The organism is Niastella koreensis GR20-10 (assembly GCF_000246855.1).
Taxonomy (GTDB): domain Bacteria; phylum Bacteroidota; class Bacteroidia; order Chitinophagales; family Chitinophagaceae; genus Niastella; species Niastella koreensis.
Window position 1 is genome coordinate 7,096,799 of record NC_016609.1, and the last position, 18,841, is coordinate 7,115,639.

Annotated in this window: 18 protein-coding genes; 8 read left to right on the plus strand and 10 right to left on the minus strand. The window is 44.3% G+C overall.

The features are described 5' to 3' along the window. Window position 1 precedes the first annotated feature (1 nt). The 3 genes from argB to argH are packed head-to-tail and all read left to right on the plus strand — an operon-like array spanning window position 2 to window position 3,173. On the plus strand, window positions 2-787 hold the full coding sequence (gene argB, locus NIAKO_RS28035; protein WP_014221835.1) for an acetylglutamate kinase: 786 nt from the start codon (window positions 2-4) through the stop codon (window positions 785-787). Next, window positions 780-1,853 (plus strand): M20 family metallo-hydrolase, encoded by a 1,074-nt coding sequence (locus NIAKO_RS28040; protein WP_014221836.1) that lies wholly within the window; start codon window positions 780-782, stop codon window positions 1,851-1,853. The genes argB and NIAKO_RS28040 overlap by 8 nt, the downstream gene beginning before the upstream one ends. Before the next feature lie 21 nt (window positions 1,854-1,874). Next, the gene (argH, locus tag NIAKO_RS28045; RefSeq protein WP_014221837.1) at window positions 1,875-3,173 is read left to right on the plus strand and encodes an argininosuccinate lyase; all 1,299 of its coding nucleotides are present in this window, start codon (window positions 1,875-1,877) and stop codon (window positions 3,171-3,173) included. A gap of 105 nt (window positions 3,174-3,278) precedes the next feature. On the opposite strand, the gene NIAKO_RS28050 is transcribed toward argH, so the two are convergent. The 3 genes from NIAKO_RS28050 to NIAKO_RS28060 form a co-directional block, all read right to left on the minus strand. After that, on the minus strand, window positions 3,279-4,562 hold the full coding sequence (locus tag NIAKO_RS28050) for a M28 family metallopeptidase (protein ID WP_014221838.1): 1,284 nt from the start codon (window positions 4,560-4,562) through the stop codon (window positions 3,279-3,281). A 171-nt stretch (window positions 4,563-4,733) separates the two neighbouring features. After that, on the minus strand, window positions 4,734-5,468 hold the full coding sequence (locus NIAKO_RS28055) for a LytR/AlgR family response regulator transcription factor (RefSeq protein WP_014221839.1): 735 nt from the start codon (window positions 5,466-5,468) through the stop codon (window positions 4,734-4,736). Window positions 5,469-5,476: 8 nt separating this feature from the next. Further along, window positions 5,477-6,532, minus strand: coding sequence for a sensor histidine kinase (locus NIAKO_RS28060; RefSeq protein WP_242675480.1), 1,056 nt, complete (start codon window positions 6,530-6,532; stop codon window positions 5,477-5,479). A gap of 254 nt (window positions 6,533-6,786) precedes the next feature. On the opposite strand from NIAKO_RS28060, the gene dxs reads away from it, so the two are divergent. Then, a complete protein-coding gene (gene dxs / locus NIAKO_RS28065; RefSeq protein WP_014221841.1) occupies window positions 6,787-8,718 on the plus strand; it encodes a 1-deoxy-D-xylulose-5-phosphate synthase in 1,932 nt (643 codons plus the stop codon). 176 nt (window positions 8,719-8,894) lie between these two features. Continuing rightward, a complete protein-coding gene (locus tag NIAKO_RS28070; RefSeq protein WP_014221842.1) occupies window positions 8,895-9,539 on the plus strand; it encodes a murein L,D-transpeptidase catalytic domain-containing protein in 645 nt (214 codons plus the stop codon). A 95-nt stretch (window positions 9,540-9,634) separates the two neighbouring features. On the opposite strand, the gene NIAKO_RS28075 is transcribed toward NIAKO_RS28070, so the two are convergent. The 4 genes from NIAKO_RS28075 to NIAKO_RS28090 all read right to left on the minus strand — a co-directional run bounded on the left by NIAKO_RS28075 (window position 9,635) and on the right by NIAKO_RS28090 (window position 12,880). Then, window positions 9,635-10,435, minus strand: coding sequence for a segregation and condensation protein A (locus tag NIAKO_RS28075; RefSeq protein WP_242675481.1), 801 nt, complete (start codon window positions 10,433-10,435; stop codon window positions 9,635-9,637). 221 nt (window positions 10,436-10,656) lie between these two features. Then, complete coding sequence (locus tag NIAKO_RS28080) at window positions 10,657-11,589, minus strand: DUF3078 domain-containing protein (protein WP_014221844.1); 933 nt, start codon at window positions 11,587-11,589, stop codon at window positions 10,657-10,659. Window positions 11,590-11,664: 75 nt separating this feature from the next. After that, complete coding sequence (mscL, locus tag NIAKO_RS28085; RefSeq protein ID WP_317043764.1) at window positions 11,665-12,030, minus strand: large conductance mechanosensitive channel protein MscL; 366 nt, start codon at window positions 12,028-12,030, stop codon at window positions 11,665-11,667. A gap of 100 nt (window positions 12,031-12,130) precedes the next feature. Then, window positions 12,131-12,880 (minus strand): PPK2 family polyphosphate kinase, encoded by a 750-nt coding sequence (locus NIAKO_RS28090; protein ID WP_014221846.1) that lies wholly within the window; start codon window positions 12,878-12,880, stop codon window positions 12,131-12,133. A gap of 66 nt (window positions 12,881-12,946) precedes the next feature. Here NIAKO_RS28090 and NIAKO_RS28095 point away from each other — a divergent pair, with 66 nt between their 5' ends. Then, a complete protein-coding gene (locus NIAKO_RS28095) occupies window positions 12,947-13,846 on the plus strand; it encodes a DMT family transporter (RefSeq protein ID WP_014221847.1) in 900 nt (299 codons plus the stop codon). 56 nt (window positions 13,847-13,902) lie between these two features. Here the strand turns inward: NIAKO_RS28095 and frr are convergent, their stop codons facing one another. Beyond that, on the minus strand, window positions 13,903-14,466 hold the full coding sequence (gene frr, locus NIAKO_RS28100) for a ribosome recycling factor (protein ID WP_014221848.1): 564 nt from the start codon (window positions 14,464-14,466) through the stop codon (window positions 13,903-13,905). A gap of 80 nt (window positions 14,467-14,546) precedes the next feature. Beyond that, window positions 14,547-15,680 carry an MraY family glycosyltransferase gene (locus NIAKO_RS28105; RefSeq protein ID WP_014221849.1) on the minus strand — a complete coding sequence of 378 codons (1,134 nt, stop codon included), beginning with the start codon at window positions 15,678-15,680 and terminating at the stop codon, window positions 14,547-14,549. Window positions 15,681-15,922: 242 nt separating this feature from the next. On the opposite strand from NIAKO_RS28105, the gene NIAKO_RS28110 reads away from it, so the two are divergent. Together NIAKO_RS28110 and NIAKO_RS28115 are read left to right on the plus strand one after the other, a co-directional pair. Next, window positions 15,923-16,759, plus strand: a complete 837-nt coding sequence (locus NIAKO_RS28110; RefSeq protein ID WP_014221850.1) for a transketolase — start codon at window positions 15,923-15,925, stop codon at window positions 16,757-16,759. Window positions 16,760-16,875: 116 nt separating this feature from the next. Continuing rightward, window positions 16,876-17,433 carry a CdiA C-terminal domain-containing protein gene (locus NIAKO_RS28115; RefSeq protein WP_014221851.1) on the plus strand — a complete coding sequence of 186 codons (558 nt, stop codon included), beginning with the start codon at window positions 16,876-16,878 and terminating at the stop codon, window positions 17,431-17,433. A gap of 156 nt (window positions 17,434-17,589) precedes the next feature. Here NIAKO_RS28115 and NIAKO_RS28120 read toward each other — a convergent pair whose 3' ends face one another. Further along, a complete protein-coding gene (locus NIAKO_RS28120; protein WP_014221852.1) occupies window positions 17,590-18,813 on the minus strand; it encodes an FtsX-like permease family protein in 1,224 nt (407 codons plus the stop codon). Window positions 18,814-18,841 lie beyond the last annotated feature (28 nt).

The following is an 18,841-nucleotide window of genomic DNA, read 5'->3' on the forward strand; positions in this document are numbered from 1 at the left end:
AGTGTCCACATTATATGTTGTTAAGATAGGCGGTAACATCATCGACGATGAAAAGAAGTTATCGGCTTTCGTGAAAGACTTTGCAGCAGTAAAAGGTCAGAAGGTCCTGATCCATGGCGGTGGCAAGCTCGCTACCAAACTGGCTGAGCAAATGAACGTTCCGCAACAGATGATCGATGGCCGGCGCATTACCGATGCTGAGACCCTGAAGATAGTGACCATGGTATATGCTGGTTATATCAACAAAAATGTAGTGGCGCAATTGCAGGCTAACAACTGCAATGCTATTGGTTTAACCGGCGCCGACGGTAATGTAATACTGGCCCATAAAAGAAATCATCCCACTATCGATTATGGTTTTGCGGGTGATGTAGATGCCATCAACACCACCTTGCTAAAAAGCATCCTCGATCAGCAGATAGCAGTGGTAATGGCCCCCATTACCCACGACCAAAAGGGACAGTTGCTGAACACCAATGCCGATACCATTGCCCAGGAAGTAGCCACTTCCCTGGGCGCCCTGTACGATGTGCAATTGATCTATTCGTTTGAAAAAAGCGGGGTGTTGCTCGACGCCAATGACGACAGCACGGTAATCAACAGCATTAACCCGGGCTATTATCAGCAATTAAAATCCGAACAAAAAATATTCGCCGGCATGATCCCCAAACTGGATAATGCATTTGCCGCACTGAACCGTGGAGTTAAGAAAGTGATCATTGGCAAAGCAGAACAGTTAACCGATCTCATCACGGGTAAGGCCGGAACAAGCATTGTACATGAGTAATACCAATTTACACATACTGCAACAAAGCGCTATCGACCTGCTTAAGCAGTTGATCAGCACGCCTTCCTTCAGCAAAGAGGAAGACAAAACAGCTGACATCCTGAAATCATTCCTTGAAAAGCATGGTGTACCGGTTAAAAACGTTCAACACAACGTCTATGCCCGCAACGCGCATTACGACGACAGAAAGCCCACCATTTTATTAAACTCGCACCACGATACAGTAAAGCCGAATAAGAACTATACCCTGGATCCGTTTACGCCCGTTGAAAAAGATGGCCAGTTATTCGGACTGGGAAGTAACGATGCCGGTGGCCCCCTCGTGTCACTGATTGCTACCTTCCTGCATTTTTATAATCGTACCGATCTTAAATACAACCTGGTGCTGGCTGCCTCTGCCGAAGAAGAGATCAGCGGTAAAGACGGAATAGAGCTGGTGCTCCCCCACATTGGCAAAATTGACTGCGCTATTGTAGGCGAGCCAACCCAAATGCAAATGGCCGTGGCAGAAAGAGGACTGATGGTACTGGATTGTGTAACGCATGGCAAGGCCGGTCACGCCGCCCGTAACGAAGGCGAGAATTCCATCTACAAAGCCATAAAAGATATCGAGTGGTTTCATTCCTTCCAGTTCCCGAAGGTATCTGACCTGCTGGGACCGGTAAAAATGAGCGTGACTGTTATTGAAACTGATAATAAACAACACAACGTAGTGCCGGCCCATACCAGATTTGTGGTAGACACGCGGGTGAATGAGCTGTATACGTTTGAAGAGGTGCTGGAGGTGATACATAAAAATGTACAGTGCGAAGTAACGCCCCGCAGTACCCGGTTGCGGTCCACCTCCATTGCCCTGGACCATCCATTAATAAAATCGGGCATTGCATTGGGCAGAACATATTATGGTTCCCCCACTACAAGCGACAAAGCCCTGATGCCCTTTCAGGCACTGAAAATGGGCCCCGGCGATTCAGCGCGCAGCCATACTGCAGACGAATACATTTATATAAACGAGATCGTTGAAGGAATAGAATTATACGTGCGTTTATTGAACGAGATCCTTTAGTAACCAGCAAATACATCAACTATGAAACTGTGGAGTAAAGAAAGCACCAGTACATCACAACTTGTTGAAGCCTTCACAGTAGGCCGCGACAAGGAATTTGATATTTTATTAGCGAAATACGACGTGCAGGGCTCTATAGCGCATGTACGCATGCTGGGTGAAGTAGGATTAATGACGAAAGAAGAAGCTGACATCGCCATAAAAGGTTTGGAAGGAATAGCTACCGAGATTGAACAGGGCCAGTTCAAAATTGAAGAAGGCATTGAAGACGTTCACTCCCAGGTTGAGTTTTTGCTCACCCAACGTATTGGCGATGCAGGTAAAAAGATCCATAGCGGCCGCAGCCGCAACGACCAGGTTGCTGTGGACATAAAATTATACCTGCGGGCCGAAGTGCTGGCAATAAAAGAGGAAGTAAAACAAACCTTTGACCTGCTGATAGCGCAAAGCGAAAAATTCAAAGACCATTTATTACCCGGTTATACCCACCTGCAAATAGCTATGCCTTCCTCATTTGGATTGTGGCTCGGCGCTTATGCAGAAAGCTTAACCGACGATATGGAACTGCTGGTCGCTGCTTACCAGGTAGCCAATAAAAACCCCCTGGGCAGCGGCGCCGGTTATGGATCTTCTTTCCCTTTGAACAGAAGTCGCACTACCGAATTATTAGGGTTCAAAACCTTAAACTGGAACTCGGTATACGCACAAATGAGCCGGGGCAGAACCGAAAAAGTAATTGCTACCGCCGTTGCCGGTGTGGCCAGCTCCATTGGCCGCCTGGCCATGGATTGCTGTTTGTATATCAATCAGAATTTTGGCTTTATTTCCTTCCCAACGGAATTAACAACCGGCAGCAGTATTATGCCGCATAAAAAGAATCCTGATGTGTTTGAACTGATCAGGGCTAAATGCAACCGCCTGCAGGCAGTACCTAACGAACTGGCTTTATTACTGGCCAACCTGCCCTCAGGTTATCACCGCGATCTTCAATTAACCAAAGAGATCTTATTCCCTGCTATTGAGGAATTAAAAGCCTGTTTACAAATGACCCGGTTAATGCTGGATAACATGTCGGTTAAAAGCAATATCCTGGACGATGAGAAATACAAATACCTGTTTAGTGTAGAAGCGGTAAATGAGTTGGTGAACAAAGGCATTCCTTTCCGCGAAGCGTACAAAGAGATAGGTAATCAAATTGAGAAAGGCGAGTTCAACTTCGACTATAAAAAACAACTACACCACGTGCATGAAGGCAGCATTGGTAACTTATGCAATAAAGAGATTGTGGAGGTTATGAATGGAGTGATGAAGAAATTCTAGCTACAGATTTCAGGTTACAGGCTACAAGGCTTGATATTCAGAGAGTCTGACAATAATCAGCATGCTGCATTTGAAGCCATGTAACCTGCAACCTGTAACCTGCAACTATCTTCTGAGACTTTCAGGCGCTACTCGCGCAGGCGTATCCTTCCCCGCAACAATAGATGTAGAACTAATGGCAATGGCCCTGATAATGGCCGCCATATTATTCATATCCAGCGTTTCAATTTCATCTTCCTGCGTGTGATAAAACTTTTCGCTATCCATTTTTGAAGTGGAAATGGTATGAGCTGGTACACCCTGGCGGGCCAGTGTGGCATTATCACTTCTGTAAAATAATTGTTGATCGGGATATGGGTCGGGATAGAATTTAAAATCGGTGCCTTCCAGGTTCTTCTCCAGGATCTTGCCCATATCGGTTTTTTCGTAACCGGTAATAAAGGCCGAATTGGTACCCCATTTACTTTCGGTGCCAATCATTTCAATATTGAACATGGCCATTACCTTGTCGGGATTGAAATTCTGGGAGAAATACTGAGAGCCAAACCCACCGGCTTCTTCAGCAGTAAAAGCTACAAACACCAGGGTGCGTTCGTTCTTCTTTTGTTTGGCGAAATAATTGGCCAGCATAATTACGGCCGTAGTACCCGCAGCATCGTCATTGGCGCCGTTGTAGATACTATCACCGGCTGCATTGGCTTTGCCTACTCCCAGGTGGTCGTAGTGACCAGAGAAGATCACATATTCTTCTTTCTTCGATTTGCCGGGCAGAATGCCAACCACATTTTTCAGCGGTCTGCTGCTTACGGTTTGTTTAAATTGTATGGAATATTCGCCTGCTTCTTCGGCCGACAGCACCATTACGATATCGCCCTTGGGAGTGAACAGCGAACTTCTTTTTATTCTTTCAAACATCATGCGGTGTACCGTATCAACCATCAACAGGTAATTGCCGCCTTCGCGCTTTATCTTCATCAATACATCTGGCAGCACGTCATGCGTTGTAACAACTACCTGTTTAAATCCTGACGACTGGTTAATTGATAATGATTCTTTGGCAGAAAGTACAGCCACACTTTTTTCATCGAGCGTTTTGCCATTCATGGTACCGCTAACAGCAACCGGCTTATTATGGAACATGGCAAACTCCTGTAAAAAAGAAGAACCATTACCTGGTTCCAACCCGGCCTTTTTAAATTCAGCGGCAATAAAGTCAGCAGCCTTGTCTATTTCGGGAGAAAACGCCTTGCGGCCACGCATATCATCAGCAGAAAGCGTTTTTTCTATGCGTTCCACTTCTTTAGCGTTAATAATCTTATTGATGGCTTGTGAAAATGCAGTTTGCTTTATCAGCAACAATAGGATAAAGTACGAGCAACGCTTAACCATGGATTAACTTATTTCAAGATTCGCGAATAAATTCCAGTCTAATAATATATGCTGAATGCTGAACGCATAAGGCTTAACGCTTGTCTCCGCGATTTTGGAAATCTGCCAGCCGGCAGCATGCTCAGCGTTCGGAGGGTTGCGTTTAGTGTCGCGCGTTAAACATTCTGCGTTTTAAAGGCTCATCATTTCTTTAAACTTCACCGTTTGCCTGCGGCTTACTTCTATCTTCTCGCCTCCTTTCAGTTCAAGCAATAACCCGCCATTGAAGTACGGTTCAATTTTATCTATCAGCCGGAGGTTTACAATATGTTTACGGTTGGCCCTGAAGAATGTTTTTTCATCCAACCTTTCTTCCAAAGCATTCAGTGATTTTAAGATCAGTGGCTTGTTGGGCCCAAAGTATACTTTGGCATAGTTGCCCACGCTCTCAAACAATCTGATGTCTGACAGCTTTACAAACCAGCAACGCTCGCCATCTTTTACAAACACCTGGTCGTTCTCGCTTAAAATGCTGCGGTTAAAATTTACCGGCACCATGGGGCCCTGTTCGCGCTCTTCCTGCAAATGCAGCTTTTGAATAGCATCGGCCAGTCTTTTAGGTTCAACAGGCTTTAACAGGTAATCGAGTGCGTTTACTTCAAATGCCTTCAAAGCATATTCATCATACGCCGTGGTAAAAATTACGAGGGGTGCTTTATCCAGTTCCGACAACATATCGAAACCGGTTTTACCAGGCATTTGTATATCCAGAAAAATGAGATCGGGATTTATGTTCTCTATTTTCTCAACTCCTTCACCGGCATTGCTTGCTTCTGCCACTACTTCAATTTCGGGAAAATCCATAAGCAGTTTCCGCAGTTCACTTCTGGCCAGCCGTTCGTCGTCGATAATGATGGCTTTAATCATAACTGGTTTTATTTTATTTCAACAGGGATCAGTATGCGGGCTTCCACCAGGTCAGATCCCACTTGCTTTATTTCAAAGTTAGCCTTTTCACCAAACAATAACTGCAACCGGTTTTTGGTGCTGAACAGGCCAAAACCATCGCCCTCCTGCACGTGTCCGTTCAGGTGCCCGGTATTCAGCACCACCATTTCATGGCAGTTCTCTTTAAAATCAGAGATCACCCTAACCACGCCGCCATGTATCTGCTTTCCGATCCCGTGTTTTATCGCGTTCTCTACCAGCGTTTGCAACATCATCGGCGGCACCGGTTGGTCAAGCGTATCTTCATCTATCTGGTATTCTATCTTTAACCGGTCCTCAAAACGAATGTATTCCAGCGCCAGGTAATCTTTCACAATTCCCAGTTCTCTTTCAAAAGGCACCGTTTCTACCTTTTCGGCCTGCATGCTGCTGCGTAATATATTACTGAGTTCGGTAATGGCATTACGGGCCCGGTTGGGATTTTCATCGATCAAGGCCCGGATGCTGTTCAGGGCGTTAAAAATGAAGTGCGGGTTGATGTGCGATTTTATGGTTTTCAGTTCCAGCTCCTTTACCAGCGATTCCAGCCGGATCTTATCCAACTGCGCCTGCCGCGTTCTTACCACATAGTGATAGGCAAAATAGATCAGGTTCCACACAATGATTATGAAAAAATACCCCAGGGAGATCCGGATCACCTTGTTCAGAAAAGAAAGCTGGCGCTGTTTTTCCGATTCAATCCCCATCCATTCCTCTACCTGGGCCGTGGTGGACCCATAAATAAGGGTGAACACAATGGAAATCAGGATTATATACATAACCTGCTCATTCACCGGCCGGTCAACCAGCCTGCTCTCCAGGATAACCACCCGCATTACATGGGTAATAACAAACCCAACCAGTGCTTCGGAGACCAGCATCTTGTAAAAAGAAGGCTGGATGCCTGTACGCAGGGTCAGGTAGAAAAAAATATATACTAAAATAAACGCACTCCAGCCACCAATTTGGCAAAGCCAGTAATATGGAATTCTCTTCTTCATCATACTTGTTGGAACTTCAACAAAGCTAGACAATTAGCCCACTTTGCATTTTTATTTGGGATATATGGCCGTATAAATAGGTTACCGGCACTACAAAGTAGTGAAATTGCCAGGGAAATATGCCTGTTATTTACAAGCGGCAATTTATTGTACCCTGGCCTGCTTTTTTGTTCTGTTAAAATATTGACATTATTAGGGCTCATGCATTAAAGCTGTATTTTTGTAAATCAATTTTGTTACTAAATCTAGTTGCTAAAATGGACATTACACCCGGCCCATTGTTGACTACCATCAATTCCCCAGCCGATCTTAAGCAGTTGACGAGAGAGCAGTTACATCAGGTTTGTGATGAATTAAGACAGTACATTATCGATGTGGTAAGTGTACACGGCGGGCATTTTGCCGCCAGCCTGGGTGTGGTAGAGCTTACCGTAGCATTACATTACATTTACAATACACCTTACGACCAGCTGGTTTGGGATGTAGGGCATCAGGCGTACGGCCATAAGATCCTCACCGGCCGCCGGGATGAATTTCATACCAACCGTAAATACCACGGTATTAGTGGTTTTCCCAAACGCAATGAAAGTGAATACGACACATTTGGCGTAGGCCACTCTTCCACCTCCATTTCCGCTGCGCTGGGGATGGCCATGGCTGCCAAATACAAAAAAGAGAGCCGCAAATCGGTGGCTGTGATTGGCGATGGCGCCCTTACCGCCGGGTTGGCGTTTGAAGGAATGAACCACGCCGGCGTAGCTGATTCTGACATCCTGATTATTCTGAACGATAACTGTATGAGCATCGACCCCAACGTGGGCGCGCTCAGGGAATATCTTACTGATATCACCACCTCTCCTACCTATAACCGCTTCAAAGATGATATCTGGAAGGCGCTGGGCAAATTACCTGTTGGTAAAAATTTTACCCGCGAAATGGCCAGCAAGCTCGAACATAGCATCAAAGGTTTCATCAACAAAAGCAGTAACCTGTTTGAAGCATTGAACCTGCGGTATTTTGGTCCAATCGACGGCAACAACATCACCAAGCTGGTTGATACCCTGCAGGACATGAAAAAGATCCCCGGTCCCAAATTGTTGCACGTGCTTACAGTGAAAGGAAAGGGTTATGCCCTGGCTGAAAAAGAACAAACGCTGTGGCATGCACCCGGTTTGTTCGACAAGATCACCGGCGAGATCTATAAAAAGAAATACGACACCCCACAACCGCCCAAATACCAGGATGTATTTGGCCATACCATTATTGAACTGGCCGAAAAGAACGACAAGATCTTTGGCGTAACACCTGCCATGCCTTCCGGTTCTTCGCTCAAGTTTATGATGGATAAAATGCCAGACCGCGCTTTTGACGTGGGCATTTGCGAACAACACGCGGTTACCCTCAGCGCCGGTATGGCCACACAGGGTATGCGGGTGTTCTGTAATATCTACTCTTCGTTTATGCAGCGCGCTTACGACCAGGTAGTACATGATGTAGCCATTCAAAAACTGCCGGTAGTAATGGTGCTCGACCGCGCCGGACTGGTTGGTGAAGATGGCCCTACGCACCATGGCGCTTATGATATTGCTTACATGCGTTGTATCCCCAACCTGGTTATCAGCGCCCCCATGAACGAAAGCGAATTGCGCAACCTTATGTATACCGCTCAGCTGGATACCATGCAGTTGCCTTTCGTAATCCGCTATCCGCGCGGCCAGGGTGTACTGCCTGAATGGAAAACGCCTTTTGAAGAAATTCAGATTGGCAAGGGCAGAAAGCTGAAAGATGGTCAGGATATCGCTATCCTTTCTATTGGTCATCCCGGCAACTTTGCTACTGCAGCCATCCGCGAATTGAAAATGGATGGACTGAACCCTGCGCATTATGACATGCGTTTTGTTAAACCGCTCGACGAAGCTTTGTTACACGAAGTATTCAACAAGTATGATAAGGTGCTTACTGTAGAAGATGGTACCGTTACCGGTGGTTTTGGCAGCGCGGTGCTGGAGTTCATGGCAAAACACAATTACAAAGCCGAAGTAAAAATATTAGGTATTCCCGATGCTATTGTTGAACATGGTTCGCCCAAAGAACTGTATCATGAATGTGCATTCGATGCACCGGGTATTGCCGCTGCAGTACGCGAAATGATGAAGGGGAAGGTTACTGTAAGTGAATTATTGGGTTAATTGGCTTTTGTAAGCAACTGGCAGTTACAGGTTACAAGTTTCAGGTTACAGGGTTTTAGAATATCAAGCCTTGCAACATGGAACCTGAAACCTGTAACTTTTTTTTAACACCCCAGCGCTCGTTTTCAATATGGATTTCTTTCAGGTTAGCGTCTTCCTATCCATAACCCTGCAACATGAAACGAATCCTGTTTCTATCCCTGGCGTTGTTTCTTGGTTTTTTATTAACTGCCGCGGCCTGGTATTATACCAAACTCGAACCCGGCAAACCATCTCCCATTTCAGCAGCAGTGTCAAACAAGGAAATACTAACCCGGTTAAACGGGCATGCCACTTCCCTGCTGGCCTACGCCAAACAAAACAAGTATAATACCAGCACCTGTTTTATGATTGATATGAGTTTAGGCTCGGGGAAGAACCGGTTCTTTGTATATGACTTTCAAAAAAAGGCGGTTGCTGATGCCGGACTGGTAGCGCATGGCTGCTGCAACAAAAACTGGTTGAACGGCCGGCAATATGGCAACGAAGTGGGTTGCGGCTGTACATCACTGGGGAAGTATAAAATTGGCTATCCATACACCGGCAGGTTCGGCAGGGCGTATAAATTATATGGGCTGGATGCCACCAACAGCAATGCCTTTAAACGTTTTGTAGTACTTCATTCCTATGGTGCTGTTCCCAATAACGAGGTTGATCCGCTGCCTATTTGCCAAAGCGATGGCTGCCCCATGGTGGCTGCGGCTTTTTTACAAAAGCTGGGGAAAATTATCGACCAATCGCCACAACCGGTCCTGTTATATATTTTCGATAAGAACTGGTGAGTCGTGAATGTGAGTAGTGAGTAGTCAGTAGTGAGTAAGCTCGCAAATATTTAGACTTCTGAACAATTGGGAACCCACTCACTACTCACTACTGCCTATAATACTGATTCCGGTTGTCTGTCGGGGTCATCATCAGGGTTAAGCGGTGGCTGATCCGGATCTACGTCCTGTTCCCAGTTTTCGTTCAACTCAATAATGAAGTTATTACGCCCCTCACCTACCATGATGGTCATATATTTCATTTGTATCAGTTCCAGCATAGAGAGGAAGATAAAGATGGCATGGATGCGGTCCTGGCAAACATCGAAGATCTTATCAAACGGCATTACCTTTTCTTTCTTCACCTTTTCCAGCGCATATACCCGGCTTTCTTCCATGGTGTAAGCGTACTTCACCACGGTATGCACCGGCTTCATTACGTTTCGCTGCTCAACCTTCTTCATTACCTTTTCAAAAGTCTTCATCAATTTGAAAAGTGTAATGGTTTGAATTTCAGTTCCCTCTCCGCTTTCTTCCCCAATGGTGGCAATTTCCTTAGACAAATTACCCCGGCGCACCATCAGCATGCGGATGGCTTCCATTTCGGCCATTTTAGCCGAGGCTTCCTTAAAGCGTTTGTATTCAAGGATCTTGTCAACCAGTTCCTGGCGGGGATCTATCTCATTACCCTGCGCATCCAGTTCTTTACGGGGAAGTAACATCCTGGCCTTGATACGCATCAGGGTGGAAACGAACAGAATAAATTCACTGGAAAGCTCAATATTCAATTGTTCCTGACCATGAATATATTCAAGGAAATCCTTTATAATGCTGCTGATAGGAATATTATAAATATCCAATTCATCCCGCTCAATAAAGAACAGTAGCAGGTCGAACGGACCCTCAAACTGAGGCAATTTGATTTGATATGACGGTGCTTGACTCACTTACTAATATTTTAACCCATCCCTGCATTGGCGGGGAGCCAACAAACGTACGCCAAAAAAACAATTGCAGAAAATTACAGGCCTCCCCGGTTTCAATTTGTACATAAGTTGTGAAAACTATGAACCCCGGTTCTTCGACTACCCTCAGAACCGGGGCTTACGATATTTCTACTTCGCTCATGATCAATTATTTAGAACTTTCGCTGGTAGGCAATTCCTACATACTGCCGCACCTGCATGCGGGCGCCATTCTTGTTTTTCCCAAAGATCTTTACATCATCGTCATAAATCAGGTCGCAGCCAATGGTAAAGCCAAAACCTTTATAAACTGCCATGGTAAGCAGGTTGGTCATGAAAAGGTCGATGTTCTGGGGATTGTGTTTGTAGTTGGAGAACAGATCTAATTTGGCTTTATAAGTAAGGCCTTTTATCACCTCTTTATAGTAATTCGCGGTTAAATAAGCACCCAACTCATTACGAACTGTTTTGCCGGTATCAACCCCATAAGAGCCTTTTGACGACAGGGTATCGTCTTTCACTATTGTCCAGCGGGAAGTAAAAGGTGAAACGAAGAGTGAAAAATTGGGGGTAGGTTTCCAATCCAAACCCGCTGAAAGGATCAAATAGGCCGGGGCCAGAAAGGTAGAGGTTTTTATTTTAGTAGTATCATTGGGATAATTATATCCATCCGTAAACTGGGTACGAAAGTTAAGCAGTCCGGTAAGGAACACATGGTCAAATAACTGGTAACCATACTTGGAAGTACCGTCTATGCGGTCATTTGTTTTACGGGTACCCAGTGAGGTAGTGTTTACATAGCCCAGTTCCAGGTCAATGGAATTATCCCAGGAATGCCTGCCCTTTTTATAAAATGCAAATGCATTAAATAATCCATTGCCGTTAAAAGAGAACTGGTCACCACCAGCGGCCCAGTTGGTGAGCGAAGTTTGGCCAAGCGTAAGGTTGAACATGCCACCTGTTTTCCAGGTTTTAACCGTAGTATCACTCTCGTCTTTCTTGATTGTTTTTCCTGCTTCATTCCTTAACTCCTGAACGGTTTTGTCTTGTGCAATGCTGGTAACTGTTATGCTAAGAACAGCTACGGCCAGTGCCAACTTCTTCATAATATAAATTGAATAGATTAAAAAAAGGCATTTTGATTAAATTCAAAATGCCTTGCAAATATAAAACCGCATTGGTTATTTCTTTAATGCATCTCTTATTTCGCGCAATAAAATTATATCCTCGGGAGTAGCTGCAGGTGCCGCTTCTTCTTTTTTCTTGAACCGGTTTATGCCTTTCACAATCAGGAACAGTATAAAGGCCACTATTATAAAATTAAGTATTGCCGATAGGAAGAGGCCTACTTTAACAGTTCCGAACCAAACTAACTTGTCCAGGTCCTTCATATTAGTTGCCTCCAACGCCGGTTTTAATAACAGCGGGGTAATAACATCATCAACCAACGAACTAACAATTTTACTAAAAGCGGCGCCAATGATAACACCAATTGCCAGGTCAACTACGTTGCCCTTCATGGCAAACTCTTTAAATTCTTTCATCATACCCATAAAAAATAGTTTTAGTTGTTATTGATGGTTAGATATTTACAACTAATATATTAATTTTTTAAACCATTAGCTTCAACCGTACAATAATTCCCCATTAACCTTTTTTCAACCCGGGGAATTTCATATCCAGTTTTTCCAGTGTTTTTAATAAGGCGCTGGCTATAATATGTTCTTTATACCAGTTTTGATCGGCGGGTACAATAGTCCAGGGCACATCGTTACAATGCTCAAAACAATCCTCATAAGCCGCCATGTAATCGTCCCACAATTTCGCTTCTTCAAAATCTCTTTCGTTGTACTTCCATTGTTTGGTAACGTCGTGGATGCGTTCCTGCAAGCGTTCCTGTTGCTCTTCGGGGGAGATATGCAGGTAGAATTTCAGGATATGGGTATCGTTATGCTCCTGCAATAACTGCTCAAAATCATTAATGGCCTTCATGCGCTTTTTGGCGGTTTTATCGTCTATCATTTTATGCACCCTGGTCACCAGTATGTCTTCGTAATGCGAACGGTTAAACAACTGGATCATCCCCTTGGCCGGAACTGCTGCATGTATACGCCATAAAAAATCATGACTCAGTTCTACGGAAGTTGGCACCTTGAACGAGTGCACGTTTACACCCTGGGGGTTCATGCTGGTAAACACCTTTCTTACAAGGCCGTCTTTCCCACTGGCATCCATGCCCTGTAAAATCACCAGTATCGAATGCTTCGATTCGGCATAGAGTAAATTCTGCAGTTCGTCAAGCTTGGCCAGTATAGCGGCTGTCTTCTCTTTTGTTTCTTCTTTGTCCCAGTCTTTGGGCGCCCGGGTACTGATCTCCTTCAGTTTTATATTAGCCATGAAAATATGTTTAATTCAAATTATTACATTTCAAAGTTAATACCTGATTTTTGAACAAATATTTGCATGTCAGCTTACCGGGGAGTCCTTATCAATGGAATTGTTTTTGCGGCACTTTGCATCATCTGGGGAAGTTCTTTTATCCTGATGAAAGAAGGGATAAAACATTTAACTCCTTACCAGGTGGCCACCATCCGCATCCTCAGTGCGGGGATAGTGCTCTTGCCGGTAGCTATCCGGCTATGGAAAAATATTCCACCCAACAAGCTGGGCTATGTTTTTTTATCGGGGGTATTAGGAAGTTTCTTTCCCGCTTATCTGTTCTGCATTGCCGAAACAAAGATCGACAGCAGCCTGGCCGGGTTCCTTAATTCACTCACGCCGGTTTTTACCATTTTTACCGGTCTGTTGTTCTTTGGCCAGGTATTTCAACTGCACAAATTAATCGGGGTGCTGATCGCCATCAGTGGCATGCTGGTAATGCTTTTTGCCAAAGGCAGTATCAATATGCAATACCTCTCCTACTCCTGTTTTGCGTTAGTAGCAACTATTTTATATGGGTTGAATATAAACCTGGTTGGCCGTCATTTACATGAAGTTGGTTCCCTGGCTGTGGTGGCGGTAAGCTTTGCGATGTTGTTGCTGCCCTGTTTAATAATTCTTTGGCTCACCGGTTATTTTTCCCTGCCCCTCACCCAAACGGGCGTACTGTTTTCAAGTGGTGCTTCTTCGGTTTTAGGCATTATGGGAACAGCTGTGGCCACTATCCTTTTTTATATTCTTATAAAACGTTCCAGTGGTTTGTTTGCCTCTATGGTCACCTATGGTATTCCATTTATTGCTTTATCGTGGGGCGTACTGGCGGGAGAAACGATTAATGGATGGCAAATACTGGGATTGGTAATAATTCTTGCGGGGGTATATGTTACTACGAGATGGAAGGCATTGAATAAAAATAAAATGTAGAATTTTGAAGTGAATTGATTTCTACATTCAAAATTCTACATTCGATATTCAACATTTTAAACGGTCATAATTTCTTTCTCTTTCGCTGCCAGGTGTTTATCAACCAGCGCAATGTAGCGGTCGGTAGTTTCCTGGATGTTCTTTTCAGCATCCTTGCACACGTCTTCGCTTAACCCGTTCTTTTGTAATTTTTTCACCCCTTCCATAGCATCGCGGCGGATGTTGCGGATGGCTACTTTTGAATGCTCACCTTCACCCTGAGCTCTTTTCACCAGTTCTTTACGCCTTTCCTCGGTTAAAGGCGGCATAAACAACCTGATCATATTTCCATCATTCTGGGGGTTAATGCCAATATTGGCGGCAATAATGGCCCGCTCAATGGGCTGAAGCATATTTTTTTCCCAGGGCTGAATGGTTAAGGTGCGCGCATCGGCTACCGAAACATTTCCAACCTGGCTAATTAATGTAGGCGTTCCATAATAATCTACTACAATGCCGTCAACCAGGTTTGGGTGGGCTTTACCGGCACGTACTTTTACTAATTCCGATTCCAGGTGACTAATGGCTTTATCCATGTTCTCCTGGGCTGATTCCGTAATAATATTTAATTCATCTGACATAGGAAGAAATATTAAATGCCTGCAAACCTACAAAATTTTTAGCTGGTGTATGGCTGGTCAGGCAATCAATGATATCTGTATTAATTCTTATGTTCCAGAATGGTATCGGTAGTGAGGGGAACGATCTTGGAACTTTTCAGTTCTCCATCGGTCGCTTCCAGGGTTTTGGCAACATACAGGCGTGCGCGGGGCCGGGTATAGTATAAGGCCGCAATGCCGGCGAAGAATACGATCAGTATAGCCAGAATGATCCAGGTACAACCCAGGTTACGGCCTGCATAAGCAGCCACTATAAACAGGATATTGATCGAAACCAGCGTAAGGGTTATAGACCGGTGTGAGTAACCTCTGTCGAGTAACAGGTGGTGAATGTGATTTCTATCCGGGCTAAAAGGTGAGCGGCGGTGAAAAGCCCGTATCGCAAATACGCGTAAGGTATCCATTAAAGGTATTACCAGGATGGCAACGCTGATGGCAGGTGATGCAATAACAGGAACTGCTATATCGGTTTGATTAGCTACGTTGATGAATTTCACCACCAGGATGGCGTTCACCAGGCCAATGAGCAGCGAGCCCGTATCGCCCATGAATATTTTTGCCGGTTGAAAGTTGAAGATCAGGAAGGCCATCAGACTGCCGGCCAGTGAAAAGGCCAGGATCGAATATGGCAGCATGTTAACCTGTAAGAAATAAAAACCAAAAACGGTAGAAGCCATTAACCCTAATGTACCCGCGAGGCCATCAATACCATCTATCAGATTAAAAGAGTTAATAATAACGATGATGGTAAGGTAGGTTAATAACAGGCTGAACATTTCGGGCAACTCATGTATGCCCATAAAGCCATACATGCTTTTTATCTGAATGTTCCCTTTGTAAATGATGAGGAAGGCAGCCAGTACCTGGCCAATGAACTTCTTGATAGGTGATATTACAAGAATATCATCTTTTAGGCCCAGGAAGAAGATCACAAAAGCTGCAGCAAAATAATATTGAAAGTCGGTTGCAGACTGGTAAGGAATGGCAATGAGACAAGCCAGCATAAACCCGGCAAAGATCCCAAGGCCTCCCAAAGAAGGAATAGGGCTTTGGTGCACTTTTCTTTCGTCAGGAATGTCAAATAATTTTTTCTGTTCTGCAACGGTAATAATTACCGGGATAGCTAAAAAGGTAATTGCGAATGAAATAGCTATAGAAAATAATACATCAAACATCAGCCTGATTTTGAGTCTTGGAATATAATACGTGCTACCAATCGGGCCGGTTGGGGCTCACACACAACAAAGCACCGCAAATTACAGCGTATTTTCGGATTTCCAACCATAATAACACTTATCTTAATCAGGAAATCCCTATATAAAACGGCTTTTGATATAAAAATATTGGGAAAGTTTAATTTGATTTATTGATACAAAAAACAATTCCTGTAGTTTTGCACCCAAATTTTAATTGTGCTATGCCAGCTTTAAAGGACATTGCTACACAAATTCGCAGGGATATCGTTCGTATGGTTCATGGCTGCGCCAGTGGCCACCCAGGGGGCTCATTAGGTTGCACCGAGTACTTTACTGCCTTATACTTCAAGGTAATGAAGCATAATCCGCAGTTTGATATGGACGCTAAGAATGAAGATGTTTTCTTTTTATCAAACGGACATATTTCCCCGGTATTTTACTCAACTTTGGCCCGCTCGGGTTATTTCGATGTAAAAGAACTGGCAACCTTTCGTAAAATCGACTCCCGCTTACAAGGTCACCCTACAACGCATGAGCACCTGCCCGGTATTCGCATAGCCTCCGGCTCGCTTGGCCAGGGTATGAGCGTAGGCATAGGCGCTGCTTTGACCAAAAAGCTCAATGGCGAAAATACAACAGTGTACACTTTACATGGCGATGGAGAGCTTGATGAAGGCCAGAACTGGGAAGCTATCATGTTTGCAGGCGCTAAAGGTGTTGATAACCTGATCTCAACTATTGACTGGAACGGTCAGCAAATTGACGGACCTACCGATAAAGTAATGAAACTGGGCGACCTCGGCGCTAAATTCGAAGCTTTTGGCTGGGATGTCATACGCCTTGACAAAGGAAACGATGTGGATGCAGTAGTAGCAGGTTTGGAAGAAGCTAAAAAACATACCGGTAAAGGAAAGCCAGTAGTTGTTTTAATGAGAACAGTAATGGGCGCCGGTGTTGACTTCATGGAAGGCCACCACGAATGGCATGGTATCGCTCCTAACGATGAGCAACTGGCATCAGCCCTTGCTCAGTTACCAGAGACCCTTGGCGATTATTAATAAGAAGCTTTAATATATTAAAAGCCCTCCCGACGCATCGGGAGGGCTTTTTGTTTGGTGTATGTTCAAATTCAGTACATTTATAAGTAGTTAAAAACGATATATGTGCTGCCGCAATGGATTATAACGTAAAGATCATACCGAGTAAAACAGGAGATTATGTGCGGGTATACCTAACCCTGTCGGGTGGCCATATTGATCTGCATCCATTGCATGGGAAAGATGAGTTGGAAGAAAATATGGAGGCATGTGTGATCCTGGCAGATCATGGTTTTACAATAGAGATGTTGCCCTTATTACATGCAGAAGAAGTAGAACTTAGAAAAAAGTTTTTGGCAGATGTATTCTGTAATAAAAATCCTGATGTACGAATAAATGGCCAACTCATTGGAGATATAAAAACACCAGATAAAGATTTACCGATATCAAAACCGACAATTAGCAGGTTGATATTAAGTGCAGCAAAGCAAAAGGCTGATATCGCTATTCTCAATCTGTGTGGACGGGATTATTCTTTTCAGGAAATTAAAAGAGGAATTGTTGGCGCATTACAACCTGATAGAAATAGAAGCATTTTGCTGGTATGGGTAATCACAAAGAGCGGGAACCTGTTTACAATTTCCAGAGAGATGATTTTCACTGATTCAATTTATGAGCGGCTTATTCACCTCTAAAAACTGGGCGGCCGGTTACCCCTTAAGAGTAACCGGCCGTCAGCGGGAGCAGCGGGCCGCAACCCTCTGCACAACAAATATATGATTTTTTACAAATAAGTAATCCCCCCTGAAACATTTTTTCTTCGCCCACATATAACCCTAACCCTCAACTTCTTAACTCCTCAATTCAATTGGCTGCAGCGCTGCCCGGCGCGAAGGGAGCCAGGAAGCCAGGAAGGCTACGAGCGATACAGTCAACAATACAAGCAGAAAATCAGTAGCAACTATTTGTACAGGATAGTAATCAATTAAAAAGGTACCGCCCTGGATAGCAATAATTTTATACCGCACCTGAGCCCAGCAAAAGACCACCGCCAATATTACCCCGCCCACACAACCAATACCTGCTAACAGCAATCCCTCCGTTAAAAAAATCTTTTGTATCAGCTTATTAGTGGCGCCCATCGATTTCAATACTTGGATATCTTTTTGTTTTTCCATTACCAGCATGGTTAAACTGCCTATCATGGTAAAGGCGGCAACGATCAACATGAGGGTTAAAATGCCATAGATGGCCCATTTTTCCAGGCTCATCACGCTGTACAGGCTTTGATTTTGTTCGTACTTCGTTTCTACCGAATAGGTTACTCCCAGTAGTTGCTGTATCTCTTTCTGTACTTTTTTATCATCTGCGCCGGCATTCAACGCCACTTCAAGATCGCTGTATTCATCAGGTTTCAATCCCATTAACCCCTTCATAAAATCGAGATTGGTAATGGCGTATTGATTATCGATATCCTGTTGGATCAGAAATGTACCGGAGGTAACGATCTTGGCTGCCTGTACCGACTGATAAGGATCAGCTGCATTGAAATTCATCCCGCGCTTAAACGCATATACTGAAAGCGGATAAAGATATTTGTCGCTTTCAATGCCCACGGCATTTTCAACCCCGTTACCCAATACCAGCGACGGTTCATCTGCACTACCGGTTTGAAAATTACCCCGGATCAGTTTTTGCGCCACACCCGAAACCGACTCATACGAGGTATCAACTCCTTTGAGATTAACGGGCACAACCACATCGCCATTTATAAGCAGGGTTTTTTCTTCTGCCACCAGGCTATAGGCACGCACGCCTTTTACCGCAGCAATTTTTTGCAACTGCTGTGGTGTAAGCACAATGGTCTTGCCGGTTTTGGCAGCAATCTTTATATCGGGATAGAAAGAAGAATACAACGATTTTACCAACCCTTCAAATCCGTTGAACACACTCAGTACTACAATAAAAGCAAACGTAATACCCATAATAGCAGCAATGCTTACCCACGCAATTACATTGATGGCATTGGTGCTTTTTTTTGCTTTAAAATATCGCCAGGCAAAGAGAAAGTTCAATAGTATGTGTTTTGGGTACTATAATCTG

Excerpts from the sequence above, each read along its gene's own strand:
- mscL (WP_317043764.1), bottom strand. The coding sequence starts at position 12,030 with ATGATGAAAGAATTTAAAGAGTTTGCCATGAAGGGCAACGTAGTTGAC.
- NIAKO_RS28050 (WP_014221838.1), bottom strand. The coding sequence starts at position 4,562 with ATGGTTAAGCGTTGCTCGTACTTTATCCTATTGTTGCTGATAAAGCAA.
- dxs (WP_014221841.1), top strand. The coding sequence starts at position 6,787 with ATGGACATTACACCCGGCCCATTGTTGACTACCATCAATTCCCCAGCC.
- NIAKO_RS28070 (WP_014221842.1), top strand. The coding sequence starts at position 8,895 with ATGAAACGAATCCTGTTTCTATCCCTGGCGTTGTTTCTTGGTTTTTTA.
- NIAKO_RS28040 (WP_014221836.1), top strand. The coding sequence starts at position 780 with ATGAGTAATACCAATTTACACATACTGCAACAAAGCGCTATCGACCTG.
- NIAKO_RS28105 (WP_014221849.1), bottom strand. The coding sequence starts at position 15,680 with ATGTTTGATGTATTATTTTCTATAGCTATTTCATTCGCAATTACCTTT.
- NIAKO_RS28110 (WP_014221850.1), top strand. The coding sequence starts at position 15,923 with ATGCCAGCTTTAAAGGACATTGCTACACAAATTCGCAGGGATATCGTT.
- NIAKO_RS28090 (WP_014221846.1), bottom strand. The coding sequence starts at position 12,880 with ATGGCTAATATAAAACTGAAGGAGATCAGTACCCGGGCGCCCAAAGAC.
- frr (WP_014221848.1), bottom strand. The coding sequence starts at position 14,466 with ATGTCAGATGAATTAAATATTATTACGGAATCAGCCCAGGAGAACATG.
- NIAKO_RS28060 (WP_242675480.1), bottom strand. The coding sequence starts at position 6,532 with ATGATGAAGAAGAGAATTCCATATTACTGGCTTTGCCAAATTGGTGGC.
- NIAKO_RS28055 (WP_014221839.1), bottom strand. The coding sequence starts at position 5,468 with ATGATTAAAGCCATCATTATCGACGACGAACGGCTGGCCAGAAGTGAA.
- argH (WP_014221837.1), top strand. The coding sequence starts at position 1,875 with ATGAAACTGTGGAGTAAAGAAAGCACCAGTACATCACAACTTGTTGAA.
- NIAKO_RS28080 (WP_014221844.1), bottom strand. The coding sequence starts at position 11,589 with ATGAAGAAGTTGGCACTGGCCGTAGCTGTTCTTAGCATAACAGTTACC.
- NIAKO_RS28115 (WP_014221851.1), top strand. The coding sequence starts at position 16,876 with ATGGATTATAACGTAAAGATCATACCGAGTAAAACAGGAGATTATGTG.
- NIAKO_RS28095 (WP_014221847.1), top strand. The coding sequence starts at position 12,947 with ATGTCAGCTTACCGGGGAGTCCTTATCAATGGAATTGTTTTTGCGGCA.